Here is a 16,351-nt window from a genome sequence, read left to right on the forward strand (position 1 = left end):
TCGACACCCGTTCCGCGTGCGGTACGCCTGCTCAGCGTGGTCATTTACCGACCAGCACGGGAGGTCAGGACTGGGCCAGGCGCGGGTCAGCCGTGGAGAGCGTCTCCCCGGTCTCGTACCACCCGGTCGGGCGCCGCGACACGCTCGGCGTCCGGCGCTCCGGCTCCGTCGGCGCGGCACACGCCACAGCGTTGGCGATCACCTTGAGGACGTCCGGGTGGTGGTAGACGGGGTACTCCTCGTCGCCCGGACTGAAGTAGAACACTCGCCCGTGTCCCCGGGCGATAGGCACAGACACTACGGAAGACCTCGCCGGGTGCGGCGACCTTCGGTGGGTTCGGCGAGCTGCGGGGATGAGTCGTATCCGGCCCCCGTCCCGCGGGTGTGTCGGGCCGGGGCAGCCCGGACTCAACCCTGCGGGCTCTCGCGCGATCTACGTTCGTCTAGCGTAGACGGTAGATTCCTTTAGATCCGCCTAGGTTTCAGGGTTTCCCGCCATTTTGGCGAGGTCACGCGAAGCGAGCGAACCAGCACCCGCCACGTCCTCGTCTGCCGTCCGGTCGAGCCAGGGCAGAGCGCAACCGCCGAGCAGCATCACCAGCGCGCTCGCCGTCAGCGTCACCGTGAACAGGTTGTTCGCCATCCCCTGCAACAGGAAGGCCAGCATCGCCACACCGATGGCCAACGGTTCGGTGCGGAGGGAGTTGGCCGACCGGCTCATCGCCCGCGCCCGCCGGATGACCGCGACCGCGACCGCGACGAGGGCGAGGTTGAGCACCAGCGCCCCGAGGAGTCCGAGGACGCCGTTCTCGGCGGCGGCGAGCAGCACCGTGTTGTGGGCGTTGTTGCCTGCCACGCCGTACGGTGTCGCACGGTAGAGCTCCGGTGCCGCCGCCGTGAACCGAGCCTGCTCGCCTGGGCCGACACCAGCGATCGGATAGTCCAGGAACACCCGGACGGCCGAGGTGTACAACGCCAGCCGATCCGTTCGGTCGTGGATGATCCGGTCGAACGCGGGTGTCAGGAAGAGCAGTGCGACGAGGGCCACCGCACCGACCGCCAGCCACCGTAGCCGCCCCCGGAGAGCGACCAGGACCGCGCAGGCGAGGAGTGTCACGGCGAGCGAGCTGCGGGTGTAGGTGAGCACGAGCGCCCAGGTCTGGACGACGACTGCGAGCGCCCACCCCAGCTGCCCCCAGCCCCCGGCCCCGGTGTTGACCGTCGTGGCAGTGCGACCAAGCAACCGGCTGAGCAGGGATCGGACGTACGTATGCCACCGCGTCGCGGCGTCCAGCGCGATCCCGAGCGTGACCGGGATCGAGAGGACCAGCAGGGCGCCGAGGAAGTTCGGGGAGAGGCCGAGGGTGCCGGTGACCCGGCCGGGGATCTCCCCGACCAGACTGGTGTTCCCCTGCGCCGCCTGCAGACCGAATCCGCCCGGCAGTCCGATCGTATACGCCAGCACACCGAACGCCGCCTCGAACGTTCCGACTGCGGCGAGGCCGCGGGCCACCACGGTCCGGGTCCGCTCCCGCGGCAGCTGCGCCACGATGACCACGACCATCACGACGTACAGCAGCAGTCGGATCGGGCCGCGCAGCAGCAACGCGGCCGTGTCAGGGAGCCCGTCGGCATTGACGAACGCGGAGATCGTCGTGCCTGCAACGAGCAGTCCGGCGCCGATGGCGAGCGGCCAGACGTACGGAAGCCGCCCTGCCGCCGACCCGACCCCGACGCGGGAGCGCAGGGCGTACGGCAGCAGCATGCCGAGGCCCAGCACGAACAGGGCATCGTCGGCGCCGACTCCGAGGACGATGGTCTGGTGCGGTGGTACGACCGTGAAGGTGGCGATGAGCAGGCCGAGCGCCGGTGGCCAGGAACGCAGCCAGGGAACCCGCCACCACACGACGAGCGCGACGGCCACCGCGGCGACACCGAAACCGACCGAGGTCACTGCTTGTCTCCGCCGTGTTCCAGGAGCCCCGGCACGTCCGTCTCCAGGTCCAGGTGATCGGAACGCCCATCGGACGGCTGGCCAGAAGGCTGGTCGGAACGCAGGCCAGAGGACTGGTCGGAACGCAGGCCAGGGGGCTGGTCGGAACGCCGAACGGACGGCTGGCCAGAAGGCTGGTCGGAACGCAGGCCAGAGGGCTCGTCGGAGCGCAGGCCAGAAGGCTGGTCGGAACGCAGGCCAGAAGGCTGGTCGGAAGGCTGGCCAGAGCGCTGATCGGCATCGAGGACGTTCTCACGGACGATGTGCTCGATCCGGATGTCAGCCGCACCGGGTTCGATGCGTACCGCGTGAATGGCGCCGACGACCATCAGGTCCTTGATGCGCACGTGGCGGGACTTCCCCGACAGGCAGAGCGCGTCGCCGTCCTTCACGATCACGGGGTACCGGTTCGGGTCGGCCCGACTGGTGCGGGCGTAGACCTCCCCACCCTCCCACCACGCCGCTTCGTCGACCGATGCCGGCGGCCTGCGCGGATAACCCGTGAGGGCGATGCCGCCGATCTTGACGAACCCGACGTCGGGGTCACCCGTCAGCCGGATCTTGCGCGGCCACGGCCTTGACCAGGTGCGTGAGCCGCCCTCGCTTCCGTGGCGACGCTTCCACCCGCCGTGCACCAGGTGGTCGGTCGTCAACACCGCCGGAGAGAGGGTGTTGGTGTAGACGTTGCGGCGGATCACGATCGGCCGGTCGGGCTTGCCTGCGAGGGTGACGCAGCGCGTCCCGGTGCCGGTGTAGGTCAACCGGTCGCCGTAGCCGGTCAGCAGGATCTCGGCACCGGGTTCGGCACGACGGACCGCTTCCCCGAAAGTCGCGAGCGGCTCCTCCGGCGTCCGCCCGACCGCCGCGTCGTTGCCGATCCGGGCATCGACATAGAACGTGAGCGGCATCCGGGCGCTGGCCGGCGGGAGGAGAGCATCGGCCACGAAGCTGGCCGCGAGGACGGCAGCCGCACCGACCGCGCCGACCGCGAGAGCGAGCCGCCGTCCCCGGGTCCGCAGCGGCGTACGCATGGCGGTCCGCGTGCGCGCACGGAGGCCCGTCAGCATGGGCGGACTGACGATCGACGCGCGGTACGACCGAGGCCGGCGTAGTGCTCGATCGTGCGTACGGCGGCGGCGTCGACGTCGTGCCGCCGGGCGAGCGTGTCGCCGGCCTCCCGCAGCGCCGCCCTGCGGGCCGGATCGCGAACGGCGGCGACCGCCTTGACCAGGGTGGTGGCGAGCGCTCCCGGGTCCTCGGGCGGGCAGGTGAACCCGGTGACCCCGTCGGTCACCGACTCGGTGAGGCCACCGACGGCAGCCACGACGGCTACGCACCCGGCGGCCATCGCCTCCAGCGGCGCGAGCCCGAGCGCCTCCTCGCGGGAGGGTACGACCAGCAGGTCGGCCGAGGCCATCTCCGCGATCACGGCGTCGTGCGGCAGCTCACCGGCGAAGTAGACCGGAAGTCCCGCCTGCTGCGCGCGTTGGGTCAGCGCGGGTCGTTCCGGACCGTCGCCGACGACCCGGAGGGCGGGTACGTCGTCACCACGCTTGGTCAGTTCCGCCAGGGCGTCGAGCAGGATGTCGAGGCCCTTGCGGTGGATGAGGTTGGCGACGAACAACAGCTCGTGGGGTCTTCGGCCGTCACCCTGCCGGCCCGCGGCCGCCGCTGCTAACACCGGTGCGGGAGTCGCTGGACCTGCGGCAGGCGTGCGGGTCGCGAGTCCTGCAGCGGGCACGGTGTTCGCCGAGCCTTGCGAAGCTGCCGCGGCGGCCAGGTCGGCGTACCGGATGCCGGGTGACACGCAGACGATCCGCTCCGGGTCCACACCCAGACGCGCCTCGACCTCGCCGGCGAGATACGTACTGTTGGCGACCACCAGTGCCGCCCGGCGGAACACCGCCCGGCACAGCGCCCGGTCGAGACCCGACCTGCCCGGCAGCCGTAACACGTCACTGCCGTGGGCGAACAACACGAGTGGCACCCCCAGCCGAGCGGCGAGCGGCCAGGCGAACAGACCCGTCGGATACGCGATGTGGGCCTCCACGACGGTCTCCACCACGCCCTCACCCGGCTGTGCCACCTGGGTTCGCCATGGGCCTCGGGCTCGCCGTCGCTCCACCGCTCGCCGTGGGCGGCCCGGTGCTCGCCGTGGGCCCCGCATCTCGCGCAGGACCGCGGTGAGCAGGCTCGCGTAGCGGCGTACGGAAGAAGGATGGTCACGCACCGCGACGAGATCGACCTGGTGCCCCAGCCGCCTCAGCGCCTCGACCCGGCTGGCGACGAACGAACCCCAGGCCGGACGCAGTTCGCTCGGCCACAGGTTGGTGACGACGACGACGCGCAGCCGAGTCTCCTACGGAGCTGTTCGGAAATCGGAACTGTTCGGAAATCCTGGGTGTCCTGAGTCCGGGGGTGTCGCGGCCGGTTGAGTACCGTGAGCGCGAAACTTCACCCTCTGGGGACGTAACCGTGCCGAACGATACCCTGCCCGGCTCAACCGACGCCTCGGCCGACACCCCGGGCGACACCACGACTGGCGCGGCGACGCTGGCTTCGGCACGGCGCCGGCTGGCCGCCCGGCTGGTACGCGGCATGCTCTGGTCGATGCTCGGAATCGCCGCGCTGGGTCTCACGCGGCTGGTCTATACCGCCCTCCTCGGTCGTACCGGCGATCCTGCCCGGCTCGCCGAGATCAACGCGCAGGTGTCGCTCGCGTTCTTCGCGACGTTCGCGACGGCCGCCGCGACCGGTGCCGGCGCGGCGAAGTTCCTCCCGGTCGCGACGGCCCGATGGGGTCCGGCCGCGGCGGTGGGCGTACGCCGGAAGCTCAGCCTCTGGACCCTCGCCGGCACGGGCCTTGTCGTCGGGTTGCTCGGCGTCGCCGGGCGCTGGGTCCTTCCCGGCGCCGGGTGGCTCGATGTGGCGACGGCGTGTGCGCTCACCGCGGCCTACTCGGCGTACACGTTCGCCAAATCGGTTCTCTACGGCCACGACCTTGCGAGGAGGTACGCGGTCCTCGAGGTGGGCGCGGACCTCGCGATCCTCGCCCTCACGGTGGCGGCGGTCGCCTGGGCGCCGCCGCAGTGGCGCGCTCTGCTGGTGCTCCCCCTGGTCATCGGGTACGCCGGGTTCGCGCTCGCCGCGGCCGCCTCCACACCACGCTGGCCAGGCGAGTCGAGCGAAGGGCGGCCCTCGCGTCAACAACTACGGCAACAACGCCAGTCAGACCAACCACGCGAGCCAGGTCGGCAACCACGGCAGTCCCGACCGCAACGCGAACCGATGCCGCCGCTCGGCACCGAGCTCGGCGGATTCGTCGCGTTCACCGCGCTCGGCATCGCCGCCGGCCAGGGCTTCTTCCAGGTGTCGATGGTCGTGGCGGGCCACACGACCGCAGGGGCCGAAGCCGGTGTCTACGCCGCCGCGATGGCCCTGGTGGGTCCCGCCTTCTTCCTGCCGCGCGCGCTGGCACTCGCGTTCTTTCCCGCGGCCGCGGAGGCCGTCGGCCGTGGCGACGGCGCGGCACTCGCCCGGCACACGGCCACGGTGACCCGGGTACTGGCCGTCAGCATGCTGCCGGCGTTCACGCTCGCCGCCATGCTGGGTGGACCCGCGCTCGGGCTGGTCTTCGGCCCGTCGTACGCCGGCGGCGGCGCCGTCTTCGCGATCCTGGTCCTGGCGGTCCTGCTCTACGTGATCGCCGTACCGTCGGTCAACGTCCTGTCGGCGTACGACCTCTCGCTCGCGCGGATTCCGCCGCTGGCCTCCACGGTCGGCGTGGTCCTGGGCGCGTTGACCTGGCTCGTGGTGACGCCCCGCCTCGGCGCGGTCGGCATCGCGGTCGGTTACCTCGCCGCCATGGTCGTCCAGGCCGGCATCCCGGTGGTGGTCGCGTTCCGGCGGCTCGGCCTTGTCCGCGTTCGCAGGATCGCGCGGTACGCAGCCACCGGCGCCGCCGGGATCGCGCTCGCCGGGTTGGCCGTCGCCGTTCCACGCATCGGCGTGACGACAGGATGCGTTGTCGCGTTCGGCGCGGTGTTCGCGGTGCTGCAGGGACGCGAGGTCGCGGGCACGGTGCGCGCGGTCCGCCGGCTCGCGGTCACGCCCACCGTCACAAGCAACAACGAAGACTCCGTACCGACACAGACCACGGACACCGCGTAGCGATCGGGCAACGGCTGATGATCCTCGGTCGCCCCCTCGTTCCTGCACTGGCATGCTGGACAGGCACCCTCGGTCGGAGCACGCGACGACGTGAAGATGTGCGGCCGAGTCGTTGTGGTCAGGCCGGCGCAGCGACGTTCGAGGTTCGTCATTTGGCTGTATAACCCTGCACTGTGCGATGTGACTCTGACCCGGGCCGTCGTTCGCGTGATCCGGGCTTCGCGGGAGGGAACGTGACGGCACCGCGGAGGGCGGACGCCGACGACGACGGCATCGCGACCGACGCCCCCTCGTCCAGGCGTACCCACATCTGCGGCGTCCCGGTCGACGCGCTCACGATGGAAGAGTCGGTCAAGGCCGCCTGCGCGCTCATCCGTACCGGACAACCTCACCAGCACGTCGCCATCAACGCCGCCAAGGTGATCGCCGCACGGCACGATCCCCACCTGCGGCAGGTCCTCGAGTCATGCGCCATTGCCAATGCTGACGGCCAGTCGGTCGTGTGGGCGAGCCGACTTCTCGGTTCCCCAGTGCCTGAACGCGTGACGGGTATCGACTTCATGCTCCGGATGTGGGAGGTCGCCGCAGAGCGCGGATTCCGGGTCTACCTGCTCGGCTCGAAGCCTGAGACCGTACGCAGGACAGCGGACGTCGCGCGGGCGCAGGGCGTGGACATCGTCGGTGCCCGAGACGGCTTCTGGACACCGGAGGGGGAGGCCTCGGTCGTCGCCGAGGTGGCCGCGGCCCGCCCTGACCTGCTCTTCGTCGGCCTGCCCACGCCACGCAAGGAGGAGTTCCTCCACCGGCATCTCGGCGAGCTTCGAGTCGGGCTGGCCGTGGGAGTAGGCGGGTCGTTCGACGTCGTGGCCGGGGTGGTGAGCCGAGCGCCGCTGTGGATGCAGAAGTCCGGTCTCGAGTGGCTGCACCGGATGGTGCAGGAGCCGCGTCGGCTGCTGGGACGCTACGTCCTCGGAAACGTCGAGTTCGTCTTCCTGGTCGCTCGCGAGGCGGTGACGTCTCGCCGTCCGCCGACCGAGTAGGTGCGTTGAACGCGCTGCGTGCGCGGCACGGCATTCACACTCGCCCGCACGTCGGCAGCGGCCACCCGCCGCCCGCAGCCGACCTTCGCCTCGGCGTACGTCGAGATGGCGTCTCACCTGGGCGTCCTCGTCGCGTTGGGTGCACGACTGCGGGCTCGTGACCCTCGCGGCCCGCCGGGTTCCGTTCGTACGACGGCTGGTGTGAGGTTTGGCCGCGCTGCGGAGTTGCGGTTACGTCGCGTACGGTATTCGAGACACAGTGGTTGCCGACATGCCCGCGGCGCAGCGCCCCGGGCCTGCCCGTCGGGGGAGCGACCGATGGACAACCGGAGCGTCCGGATCACCGCGGTGACGGTGGCAGTTGCCGCCGTCGTTGCCGTCGTTGCGCTCCTCGTCACCACCTACCGCGATGCGGCCGGCTCGCAGACCTCCGCGACGGAGGAGACGCCACCACCCGCGGGTGGTACGCCGGCACCGGCCGGTCCGGTCAGCCCGGACCCGACGACGAGCCGAGGCACCGGACACGACGACGACCGGGCATACGTTCCCGACGCCAAGACCAAGGCGGCCCTCGCGGACGTCACCGAGCGGTTCCTCGCCGAGTGGAAACGTCCCGGCACCCCGACCGAGCGCACCGAGCGGATCCGGCCGTACGCCACCGAATGGCTCACCAGCCGCCTCGCCGACGTCGACCCGGCCGAGCTACCAACGTCCCGCGTCGACGGAAGGCCGCGAGTCGTCGCGGCCACGCCCTACTCCGCCGGCACCACGACGACGTTCAGCGACGGCCTCGAGGTGCGCTGCAACCTCGTCCTCGACACGACCGGCTGGCGGGTCGCCGAGGTCCTGCCCGACACCGACACGCCGCAACCGACACCGAAGCCTGACGCCGGGGCGGCCTGATGGCGGCGCCGATCCTCGCGGCCGCCAAGGTCGTCGGACAGCGCCTCGCCAAGGCAGCCGCCCGCCGGGCCGGTCGCCGCGCCGTCGACACCGCCGTACGCCGAGGCACCGGCGGGCGCGTCCGCCACGCCCCTCACCGGCGGACGCTGTTCATCGCGCTGGGTGTCGCGGTGACCGTGATCCCGCTCATGATGGTGGCGCTCATCGGGTCGATGTCGATGGCGTTGTTCGCGCCACTCGGCTCCGATGGTGCGAGCACCGCGGCCCAGTGCGGTCCGATGGCGATCACGGCCAGCAACTCGGCCGAGACTAACCAGCTTGACGCCGAACAGGCCCGCAACGCCCAGACCATCATCGACATGGGCCGCCGCGCCAACATCCCCGAGTACGGCTGGGTCGTCGCGCTCGCCACCGCCATGCAGGAGTCGACGCTGCACAACATCCCCTACGGTGACCGCGACTCCGTGGGCCTCTTCCAGCAGCGGGCCGGTTGGGGATCGCTGACCGAACGCATGGATCCCGAGATCTCGGCCACGATGTTCTACACCGGCGGGCGTGGTGGCCAGCCCGGGCTCGCCGACATCGGCGGCTGGGAATCCATGACGGTCACCGACGCCGCCCAGGCTGTCCAGCGGTCGGCCTATCCCAATGCGTACGCCGACGACGAACCCCTTGCCCGGGCGATCGTCGCCGAAGCCACCGGATCCGCGGGCGAAGCCGAGGACTGTGGCTTCCCGCCCGGCCTGCAGTGCCCGCCGACCCCGTGGCCACAGGTCGAGGAAGGGCTGACGCCTGACGCCGGCTCGGTCCTGCGGTGTACGCACGAGCGATTCCCGGAGATCGAGCAGTACTTCGGCGTCGGCGACCGCCCCGCCGGCGGTGACGGCGACCACGCCGGTGGGCGGGCGGTCGATGCGATGTTGCCGTTCGACGACTATCGGAGCGCCGATGCCAAGGCGTACGGCTGGAAGGTCGCCCGCTGGGTCGTCGCCAACCGTTCGGCCCTCGGCGTGAAGTACATCATCTTCGACAAGAAGATCTGGTCGGTCGCGCGGCAGAGCGAAGGCTGGCGCGACTACCGGCACTACCAGGGCTGCACGAGCGACACCTGCCTGCACTACGACCACGTCCATGTGTCGGTCTACGGCAACGCCGGCCGGCTCCCGGACACCGGCGACTGGGTCACCCCGGTGGCGCCCGGCAGCTACCACCTGACCGCGCGGTTCGGCGACTGCAGCAGCCGCTGGGAGGCGTGCCACACGGGGCTGGACTTCGCCGCCAGCCAGGGAACGCCCGCGCGGGCAGCGGCGGCGGGGACCGTGGTCTTCGCGGGGTGGGCAGGCGCCTACGGCAACATGGTCACTGTCGACCACGGCAACGGCGTCATGACCTCGTACGCCCATCTGCGGACCTTCGCACCGGGCGTCAAGGGAGCGTCGGTGATACCCGGCGAGATGATCGGGGAGGTGGGGACGACCGGCAACTCCACCGGTCCTCACCTGCACTTCGAGGTACGCGTCGCGGGACGGCCCGAGGACCCGGAGCTGTGGCTGTCCGGTCATGGCGTCGAACCGTGAGGCCGGCACGGCGGCGTATGAGCGCGGCGAGCGCGGTGGGCATGCGTGCCGCAGGCACGAGCACGAGCGGGCGGGCACGGGGGCACGAGCGCGGCCAGCACGGCATGAGCGCGGCCGGTTGCACATCCCGGCCGAGCAACTACTGTTCGCGATGAGGTGGTGGCCGCGTTTGCGGTTGCCTCTCGTACGACCGTCAACGGTGTCGGAAGGGGCGAGGCGACGTGACGACGAACCCGGACTCCGGGTCCTCTGCCGTCGGCATGCCCGCTGGTCAGCCTGCTGGTCGGTCAACCGCCAACCCACCGCCGGGCATCGCCGGACTGCCACCGGAGCGGCCTGCGCCTGCTGACGACACCGACGTACGAACGGTCCAGGACGACGCCACGCAGGACGAACCGGGAGCGGACCTGCCCTGGGACGAAGCGACGGCGTACGGCGTCGAAGGTTTTGACCCAGACGATCCGTGGAACGCGGTGCTCTGTGTCGAGAGCGACCGATCCGTGACGCTGCTGCCCCTGACGCCGAAGAGCCTCGACCATCTCGTGGGAAGTCTCGGGGAGGTACGTGAGGCGCAGCGCCTCGCGCTGGGTATGTCTGCCTCGGGCGACGAGGGTGACGTGGTTCAACAAGCACGGCCTGGAGCGTTCCGGCAGGTCGCTCACGCCGCCCAACTCGCCACCGGAAGCGCGCCAGTGTCGCAACTCTGGCAGACGTCGACGAGAGGCCGGTTGATCATCATCGGAGGTGCCGGATTGTTTGTCGCCCTCGGGATCATCGCCTCCCTGTTCGCTCGGTAACGTTCGAACCCCACGGCCAGGGAGTGAGTTGTGAGTGACCAGGAACCCCACGAGACCGAGCGCTCGGACGATGCCGCGTCGGGCGCGTCACAGCGGTCCCGTGAGCACGAACGTGGGCCGGAGGGGGAACAGGACCGCAAGCAGCCGGACCGCGAACAGCCGGACCAGGAGGGGTCGGACCAGGATCGGCCGGGCCGTGAACGAGGGCCGGACGGCGAACAGGAGCAGCACCCGGAACGGGAAGCGGACCGGGAACGAGAGAGCGTCGTGACGTCGGTCCGGAGCACGGACGCTTCCGGCGTTGCCAGCACGTCGGACGCATCAGGAGCCGCGGGTGCCTCGGGACCAACGGGGGTCTCGGGACCGACGGATGCGACGTCGAGGTCGGGGGCGCCGGGGAGATCGGGAGCCGGCTCGCGCAGCGGCGGTCGCTCCTACGAGGTCCACGTCGGCGTCGGCCGGCCCTATCCACATTCGCAGCTACCCGGAGCGTCCTGGCCAGGCGAGTCCAAGCCCGCGCCGCCGGGCATCTTCGGTACCGGTACCTCCGACGCCTCCGCCCCGCCAGGACGAAGTGACGCGCCGTCTCGCCCGGAGGCCGGTTCTGTTGGTTCTGGTCCTGGTGTTGGTGACAGCGAAGCCGATCCGTCCGCGCGTCACGACCCGGTCGCCGTGCCGGGCGACTCTGACACCCCGTACCCCGAGGACACCGCACACCCCGAGCCCACCGCACACCCCGAGCCCACCGCACACCCCGAGCCCACCGCACACCCCGAGGCGCCACCGGCCAGGGAGGACAAGGGGTTCGACTCGGTTACACCGTCGGAGTCAACGCCGGAAGCACCGACCCCGACGACGCCAGACCCGGGAACGTCGGAATCAGCAACGCCCGGCCCGACCGTTCCCGGATCAGCCTCTGCTGGCTCCACGGCCTCCGGGGCCACCGCGCCCGGATCGGCCTCATCAACGGCGGCAGCCCCTGCTGCTCCTACGCCGGCCTCCGGCGCCGCCTCCTCAGGTAGCCCGCAGCACGCTGCCGGGGACCACGCCGCTGAACCGGATGCACCGGAGACAGCACGCCCATCTGCTCCCGCCGCATCCGGAACGTCGGGTACGACGGGAGAGGGGTTCGAGGCTCCGCCGTACTGGACGCCCCGCCCGAGCACCGAGGACGCCGACGCGCCCACCCCCTCGCTGACGAGACGGGGATTCGAGGACTCCTCGACGTACCGCACCGGGGTTGGGGTCGGAAGGCCGTCTCCTCGTCATGCGGGTTCCAGGCCGGGCACCCCGAACCGGCCGAGCTCGACAGGGCAGCCAACGTCGGCAGGGCAACCGGGCATGCCGCGGCCCCCACGCACGCCGCCCGCCTCCACCACACCACCGGCCTCCACCACACCACCGGAGCCAAGCACACCAGCCTCCTCGGGCACGGCCTCCGGCGCGCCGAACCAGCCGAGCTCACCACCTCGCGCGGGCAGCACTGCACAGTCGTACTCCCACACGCCTCCAGCGCGCGAAATCCCCGCTGCCCAGTCCCAGCCTCCGCCACCCGCTCAGCCGGCGCAGCCTCAGCCGCACCCGGAAGCGGGACGCTCGACATCGACGTACGGCCAAACGTCGCCGCCGGAGCGCCAGCGACCACAGGCACGCCCGCCAGCCACTGGCATCGAGGCTTCTGGTTCCGGGTATGCGGGGGGTTCGGCGTCGGCCGGATCACCGGGTGGATGGCGGCCCGCCGAGTCGGGCCCGCCGGCGAACGACGTCGAGGAGGACTCGTTCGTCGACGAACTCACCACGCAACGGCGCCGGCCGATTCCGCGTCATGGCTGGCAGGGTGCGCTCTACCGACTCAGCCGGCTCAATGTCGGCATGAGCAAGCGCGACCGTGACGAGTGGGACGTCCGGCAGCGCCTGAACCGCCAGCTTCGGCGTACTCGCGGCTACTGCGGCTACGTCGGCATCGCCTCGGAGAAGGGCGGGGTGGGCAAGACGACGTTGGCGGCACTGCTCGCGGCCGAACTCGCCGAAGGCCGTCGGGAGTCTGTCGGTGTGGCTGACCTCAACCCTGACCTCGGAACCCTGCCGGACCGGTTTGGCGTACGCCCCCACCATTCGATTCGTGACCTTCTCGCACATGTCGAGGAAGTCCCGTGGCGTTATCACGTCCACGACTTCATGGAGAAGGTGCCCGAGATGAATGTCCGGGTGCTCGCGGCATCGACGGACCGGAAGATCCGGCACCAGCTCAACGTGTCCGATGTCGAACTGTTGGCCGAGCTCTTCGCACCGTTCTTCTCGTTCGCGATCCTCGACAACGGCACCCACATCACGCACGAAGCGATGCTCGGCACGCTGCGCGTCGCGCACGGCATGGTGCTCGTCACCGACAACACCAAAGATGGCGCCAATCTTGCGCGGAAGACGCTGCAGTTCCTGACCGACAACGGTTACCCGGAGATACGCCGCCGCGTGGTGCTGGCCGTCGTGGCGAAGGAGACCGCTAGTCCGGTCAAGGTCCGCGCGATCGAACGCGCCTTCTCCGATCACGTACGCGATCTCGTCGTGGTCCCCTACGATCCGGCCCTCGACGGCGGCGGCAAGATTCCGTTCCGCGACCCGAATGCGATCAACAAGCTGTTACGTCCGCAGACCCGCGACGCGGTGCGCCGACTGGCAGCCATCATGATCGACGACCTGGTTTCCTAGCGGTGCCGACGGCGATCCGGTGTCTCGTCGAGTTGTTGAAGGCATGCCCGGCTAGAAGCGGGAAACCTCCCACCACTCAACGCCTCGTCCTATCGGCTCCGGCTGAGCGCTGGGTCGTTCTCGAGAACGGTCAGCGGTGTCGACGGGCCCTGTTGTCGACGGTGCGAGCCAGACGACGACCGCCACCACGAACGCGTACAGCCAGAACACCAGCCCTGCTTGCAAAGGCGACACCAGCGGCGTCTGGTCACCGGCCCACGCAGTCGTCATCGACGACCTGCATAACGGGTCATGCGCACCGAGATGTGTTCTGCCGAGTTGTTGGAGGCTTGTCGGGGTAGAAGTCGACCAACCTCCAACGACTCGAACGCGTCGCGGCGGACGTAGGCTCACCGGGCGCCGTGGTGTAGCCGGTACAGAACAAATCTTCTCCGCTGGAGAGGTCAACGGCTGAGGACGTCGCGCTTGGACAGGACGGTCACGGGTGTGGACGCCTCGCCTGGCTGGGTGTAGGTGCCCGGGAGGTCGACTCGATTCCCGCCGAACTCGTACCAACCGCTGTAGGTGACGTCGACCCGGACCTCGTAGTCGCCCGTACTGCTGTAGGTATGGGTGACGTCCATGTTGGGGTATGGCCCGCCGGGTTGGCTCGTGACGTCGGAGGTGCCGTCACCCCAGTACCAGCGGTAGGACACCGGATTGGCGTGCACCGTGACGATGCCGCCGGGGCCGACCTGCACGGTCTGCTCGCCGGAGAGCTCGGTGTAGAAGACATTGTCGAAGTCGACGAGAGTACGACCGTTGCCGGGGTTGACCTCCGCGCTCGCCGAAGGCAGGCCGTACTCCTCCAGCCAACCCATCACCAGCTCCGGCGTGACCTGTGGTCCCTCCTCCTCGTCGGATCCACGGCATTCCGAACCCTGGAACTCCCATGAGCCCTCGGGTACCCACGCCGATCCGTTCCAGCGTTCGGTCCGGGTGTAGACAAAGAAGCGAAGCTCGCCCTCCGCTTGACACGACTGGGTAGCCGCGCCGCACAAGGCGCCGCCGTCGCCCGGAGGAGGCCCGTTGCTGGAGCAGGCGGGAGTGAGGTATTCGTCGGTGCGAGGATCGCCGGGCTGCGGCCAGTCCGGCGCAGGGTTGTCCGGGCCCGGGTCATCTGGCTCCGGATTCTCGGGACCGCCTTCGCATGAGCCCCACTGACATCCTGGGCCACCGTGGGAGTCGGCGTGCGCGTTGGGCGCCAACGGGTTGGGGATCGCGCCGACGAAGAGGACACCGGCCGCCACGAGGGCCGCGACCGTAGAGCGCGCCAGTGCGCTGATCAGTCCTCGTTGTCGAACTTCGTGACCAGCCATCGGCCATCCCTTTCCTCGACCGTTACGCCCCACGTGGTTTGCTGAAACTGCTGTGGTGTTGGCTTCGCGCCGGCTTCGGGGACCAACTCGTAGGACTGCTTGTCCAAGAAGACGACGACGGCCGGCGGATCCGATGCGGGAACGCGCAGCACCCTGTTGATCCGAACCTTGTAGTCACCCTGGTAGCGGCCACCGCGCTTGTAGATTCCACCGATGTAGTCGGCGACCCCCTTGCAGCCCTCGCATTCCGGTGCGCTCGCCTGGAGCACTGCCGATACGTCGCCGGTCTCCTGCGCCTCGTTGATCAGATCGAAGTACTGCCGGGCCGCGGCCTCTGGATCTGATGCGTCCAACCCGGTCGGACTGGGCTTGGCGGTCGTCGTGGGACTGTCCGTCGCAGGCCGCGATGACGTCTTCAGCGGCGTTGGTTCCGGTGCTCCGGACGGGCATCCGGAGACCAGAAGGCCACAGCTGGCGAGGAGTGCGGCTGCCCCGATGGCGCGACGATGTTGCCCCATAACCCCCAGACCCTCCCAGATGCGGAGAGCAAGACTAGCAGCCGAATCCCGCCCGATCGGACGAGCGAAGCTGGCTGGCGTCACTGCGGCAGCATGCTGTCGGCGGGTGCTCCACAGGCTGGTGGTCGGCACTTACACACAGTCTGGAGGTCGTTACCGTCCGGCAGGCGACCACTTGGTGTTTGCGTGTCGGAGCGGATGTTCACCACTGCTATGGCACTGGCGGGAGATTGGTCTCTACGTCGTTTGCCAGTCTGGTGAGGTTTCGCTTGCGCATGCGCATGGGTTGTTGGCGAAGCCAGTGGTCCAACTGGTCGCCGTTCAGCAGAACAAGTTCGGCGTGAGAATTCTCGGCGAGCACCGTGAGCTCTACCGCACCCTCTGGCAGGAAGGTGCCGTCCCAGAAGACGACGAGACCGTACGCATGAACCGGATCGATGCCGAGCAGGTCGGCCAGCTGGCGAACGTTCCGCGCCACCGGAGCGAGGCGTGCCGCCAGCTCCGTGGTGTCGCCGTCGAGGGCGTACGCCTGAGTCGCCACCTGAACGCCAGCCTCGTCGCCAGGAGCGTCTACCAGCGCCACGTCGCCTTGCCAACTTCGGGTTTCGACGACGTAGACACCTGGCGGACCGACCAGCACCTGTTCCACCGGTCGGGGTCCGGCACCGTTGTCAGGCAATACCCGGGACCCGAGCACCTGCCAGCCCGATGAGCAGGCAGCCGCCAACACCTCGGCTGTCCTGCCCGCTCCGCGCAACTCCGCCGCACGGCCGACGTGTCTCTGGGTGTGCGGCGCAGACGTGGACGGTTGCGTACGTACGGATCCGCGGCAACGCCAAGCCACCACCGCCATTGCCGCGCACAGGCCCGCGATCGGCGCGGCCGAAGGCGCCAGCACCACGAACGGGCTTGCCGCCAAGAGCACCGCGTGCGCCATCGCAGTTGTCAACGCCCGGTTGTGCAGGTCAGGCTGCGGCACAAGCCAGACGACGACCGCCACCACGAAAGCGAACAGCCAGAACACCAGCCCCGCTTGCAAAGGCGACACCAGCGGCGTCTGGTCACCGGCCCACGCGGTCGTCATCGACGTACCCAGCAATGTCACCGCCAGCGACAGCACCGAGCCTGCCGCGGAAGGACTCCGGCGCCACCACGCGACGAGCGCGACGGCGGCAAGGACGCCGACCACCAGCGTCGTGGCGGCATCGCCTTGCAGTGCAGCGACAAGGACGACGAAGACGACGAGCGCACCGAGCGCGACAACCTTGATGCCCCGCATCACGTTC

15 protein-coding genes are annotated in these 16,351 nt (G+C 69.9%); 6 read left to right on the forward strand and 9 right to left on the reverse strand.

From position 1 onward, the window contains the following. Positions 1–64: 64 nt before the first annotated feature. From ABNF93_RS13900 to ABNF93_RS13915, 4 genes are all read right to left on the reverse strand, one after another. Positions 65–292 (reverse strand): hypothetical protein, encoded by a 228-nt coding sequence (locus ABNF93_RS13900; protein WP_349328402.1) that lies wholly within the window; start codon positions 290–292, stop codon positions 65–67. Positions 293–475: 183 nt separating this feature from the next. Further along, on the reverse strand, positions 476–1,954 hold the full coding sequence (locus tag ABNF93_RS13905; RefSeq protein ID WP_349328403.1) for an O-antigen ligase family protein: 1,479 nt from the start codon (positions 1,952–1,954) through the stop codon (positions 476–478). Further along, positions 1,951–3,060 carry a hypothetical protein gene (locus ABNF93_RS13910; protein ID WP_349328404.1) on the reverse strand — a complete coding sequence of 370 codons (1,110 nt, stop codon included), beginning with the start codon at positions 3,058–3,060 and terminating at the stop codon, positions 1,951–1,953. Before ABNF93_RS13910 ends, ABNF93_RS13905 begins: the two co-directional genes overlap by 4 nt. Beyond that, complete coding sequence (locus ABNF93_RS13915) at positions 3,054–4,343, reverse strand: glycosyltransferase (protein WP_349328483.1); 1,290 nt, start codon at positions 4,341–4,343, stop codon at positions 3,054–3,056. The genes ABNF93_RS13910 and ABNF93_RS13915 overlap by 7 nt, the downstream gene beginning before the upstream one ends. Before the next feature lie 125 nt (positions 4,344–4,468). Here ABNF93_RS13915 and ABNF93_RS13920 point away from each other — a divergent pair, with 125 nt between their 5' ends. The 5 genes from ABNF93_RS13920 to ABNF93_RS13940 all read left to right on the forward strand — a co-directional run bounded on the left by ABNF93_RS13920 (position 4,469) and on the right by ABNF93_RS13940 (position 10,480). Beyond that, positions 4,469–6,163, forward strand: a complete 1,695-nt coding sequence (locus tag ABNF93_RS13920) for a lipopolysaccharide biosynthesis protein (RefSeq protein ID WP_349328405.1) — start codon at positions 4,469–4,471, stop codon at positions 6,161–6,163. Positions 6,164–6,396: 233 nt separating this feature from the next. Then, positions 6,397–7,203, forward strand: coding sequence for a WecB/TagA/CpsF family glycosyltransferase (locus ABNF93_RS13925; RefSeq protein ID WP_349328406.1), 807 nt, complete (start codon positions 6,397–6,399; stop codon positions 7,201–7,203). A gap of 318 nt (positions 7,204–7,521) precedes the next feature. Continuing rightward, on the forward strand, positions 7,522–8,106 hold the full coding sequence (locus tag ABNF93_RS13930) for a hypothetical protein (protein WP_349328407.1): 585 nt from the start codon (positions 7,522–7,524) through the stop codon (positions 8,104–8,106). Further along, the gene (locus tag ABNF93_RS13935) at positions 8,106–9,683 is read left to right on the forward strand and encodes a M23 family metallopeptidase (RefSeq protein WP_349328408.1); all 1,578 of its coding nucleotides are present in this window, start codon (positions 8,106–8,108) and stop codon (positions 9,681–9,683) included. Before ABNF93_RS13930 ends, ABNF93_RS13935 begins: the two co-directional genes overlap by 1 nt. A gap of 221 nt (positions 9,684–9,904) precedes the next feature. Beyond that, the gene (locus ABNF93_RS13940; RefSeq protein ID WP_349328409.1) at positions 9,905–10,480 is read left to right on the forward strand and encodes a hypothetical protein; all 576 of its coding nucleotides are present in this window, start codon (positions 9,905–9,907) and stop codon (positions 10,478–10,480) included. A gap of 87 nt (positions 10,481–10,567) precedes the next feature. Here ABNF93_RS13940 and ABNF93_RS13945 read toward each other — a convergent pair whose 3' ends face one another. Beyond that, entirely contained in the window at positions 10,568–10,711 is a 144-nt protein-coding gene (locus ABNF93_RS13945) for a hypothetical protein (protein ID WP_349328410.1), read from the reverse strand. Between the two features lie 1,034 nt (positions 10,712–11,745). Beyond that, the gene (locus tag ABNF93_RS13950; RefSeq protein WP_349328411.1) at positions 11,746–11,964 is read right to left on the reverse strand and encodes a hypothetical protein; all 219 of its coding nucleotides are present in this window, start codon (positions 11,962–11,964) and stop codon (positions 11,746–11,748) included. Between the two features lie 388 nt (positions 11,965–12,352). Between ABNF93_RS13950 and ABNF93_RS13955 the strand changes: the two genes are divergently transcribed. Continuing rightward, positions 12,353–13,189, forward strand: a complete 837-nt coding sequence (locus tag ABNF93_RS13955) for a MinD/ParA family ATP-binding protein (protein ID WP_349328412.1) — start codon at positions 12,353–12,355, stop codon at positions 13,187–13,189. A gap of 443 nt (positions 13,190–13,632) precedes the next feature. On the opposite strand, the gene ABNF93_RS13960 is transcribed toward ABNF93_RS13955, so the two are convergent. The 3 genes from ABNF93_RS13960 to ABNF93_RS13970 all read right to left on the reverse strand — a co-directional run bounded on the left by ABNF93_RS13960 (position 13,633) and on the right by ABNF93_RS13970 (position 16,344). Further along, positions 13,633–14,547 carry a PKD domain-containing protein gene (locus ABNF93_RS13960; protein ID WP_349328413.1) on the reverse strand — a complete coding sequence of 305 codons (915 nt, stop codon included), beginning with the start codon at positions 14,545–14,547 and terminating at the stop codon, positions 13,633–13,635. Then, positions 14,514–14,900 carry a DUF6318 family protein gene (locus ABNF93_RS13965; protein WP_349328414.1) on the reverse strand — a complete coding sequence of 129 codons (387 nt, stop codon included), beginning with the start codon at positions 14,898–14,900 and terminating at the stop codon, positions 14,514–14,516. The genes ABNF93_RS13960 and ABNF93_RS13965 overlap by 34 nt, the downstream gene beginning before the upstream one ends. 376 nt (positions 14,901–15,276) lie before the next feature. Further along, entirely contained in the window at positions 15,277–16,344 is a 1,068-nt protein-coding gene (locus ABNF93_RS13970; protein ID WP_349328415.1) for a nuclease-related domain-containing protein, read from the reverse strand. Positions 16,345–16,351: the final 7 nt, after the last annotated feature.

Origin of the sequence: Actinopolymorpha sp. B9G3, from assembly GCF_040120725.1 — a bacterium.
Classification (GTDB): domain Bacteria; phylum Actinomycetota; class Actinomycetes; order Propionibacteriales; family Actinopolymorphaceae; genus Thermasporomyces.

Coding starts and splice junctions, on each gene's coding strand:
- ABNF93_RS13910 (WP_349328404.1), bottom strand. CDS start 3,060: ATGCTGACGGGCCTCCGTGCGCGCACGCGGACCGCCATGCGTACGCCG.
- ABNF93_RS13930 (WP_349328407.1), top strand. CDS start 7,522: ATGGACAACCGGAGCGTCCGGATCACCGCGGTGACGGTGGCAGTTGCC.
- ABNF93_RS13935 (WP_349328408.1), top strand. CDS start 8,106: ATGGCGGCGCCGATCCTCGCGGCCGCCAAGGTCGTCGGACAGCGCCTC.
- ABNF93_RS13955 (WP_349328412.1), top strand. CDS start 12,353: ATGAGCAAGCGCGACCGTGACGAGTGGGACGTCCGGCAGCGCCTGAAC.
- ABNF93_RS13960 (WP_349328413.1), bottom strand. CDS start 14,547: ATGGCTGGTCACGAAGTTCGACAACGAGGACTGATCAGCGCACTGGCG.
- ABNF93_RS13970 (WP_349328415.1), bottom strand. CDS start 16,344: ATGCGGGGCATCAAGGTTGTCGCGCTCGGTGCGCTCGTCGTCTTCGTC.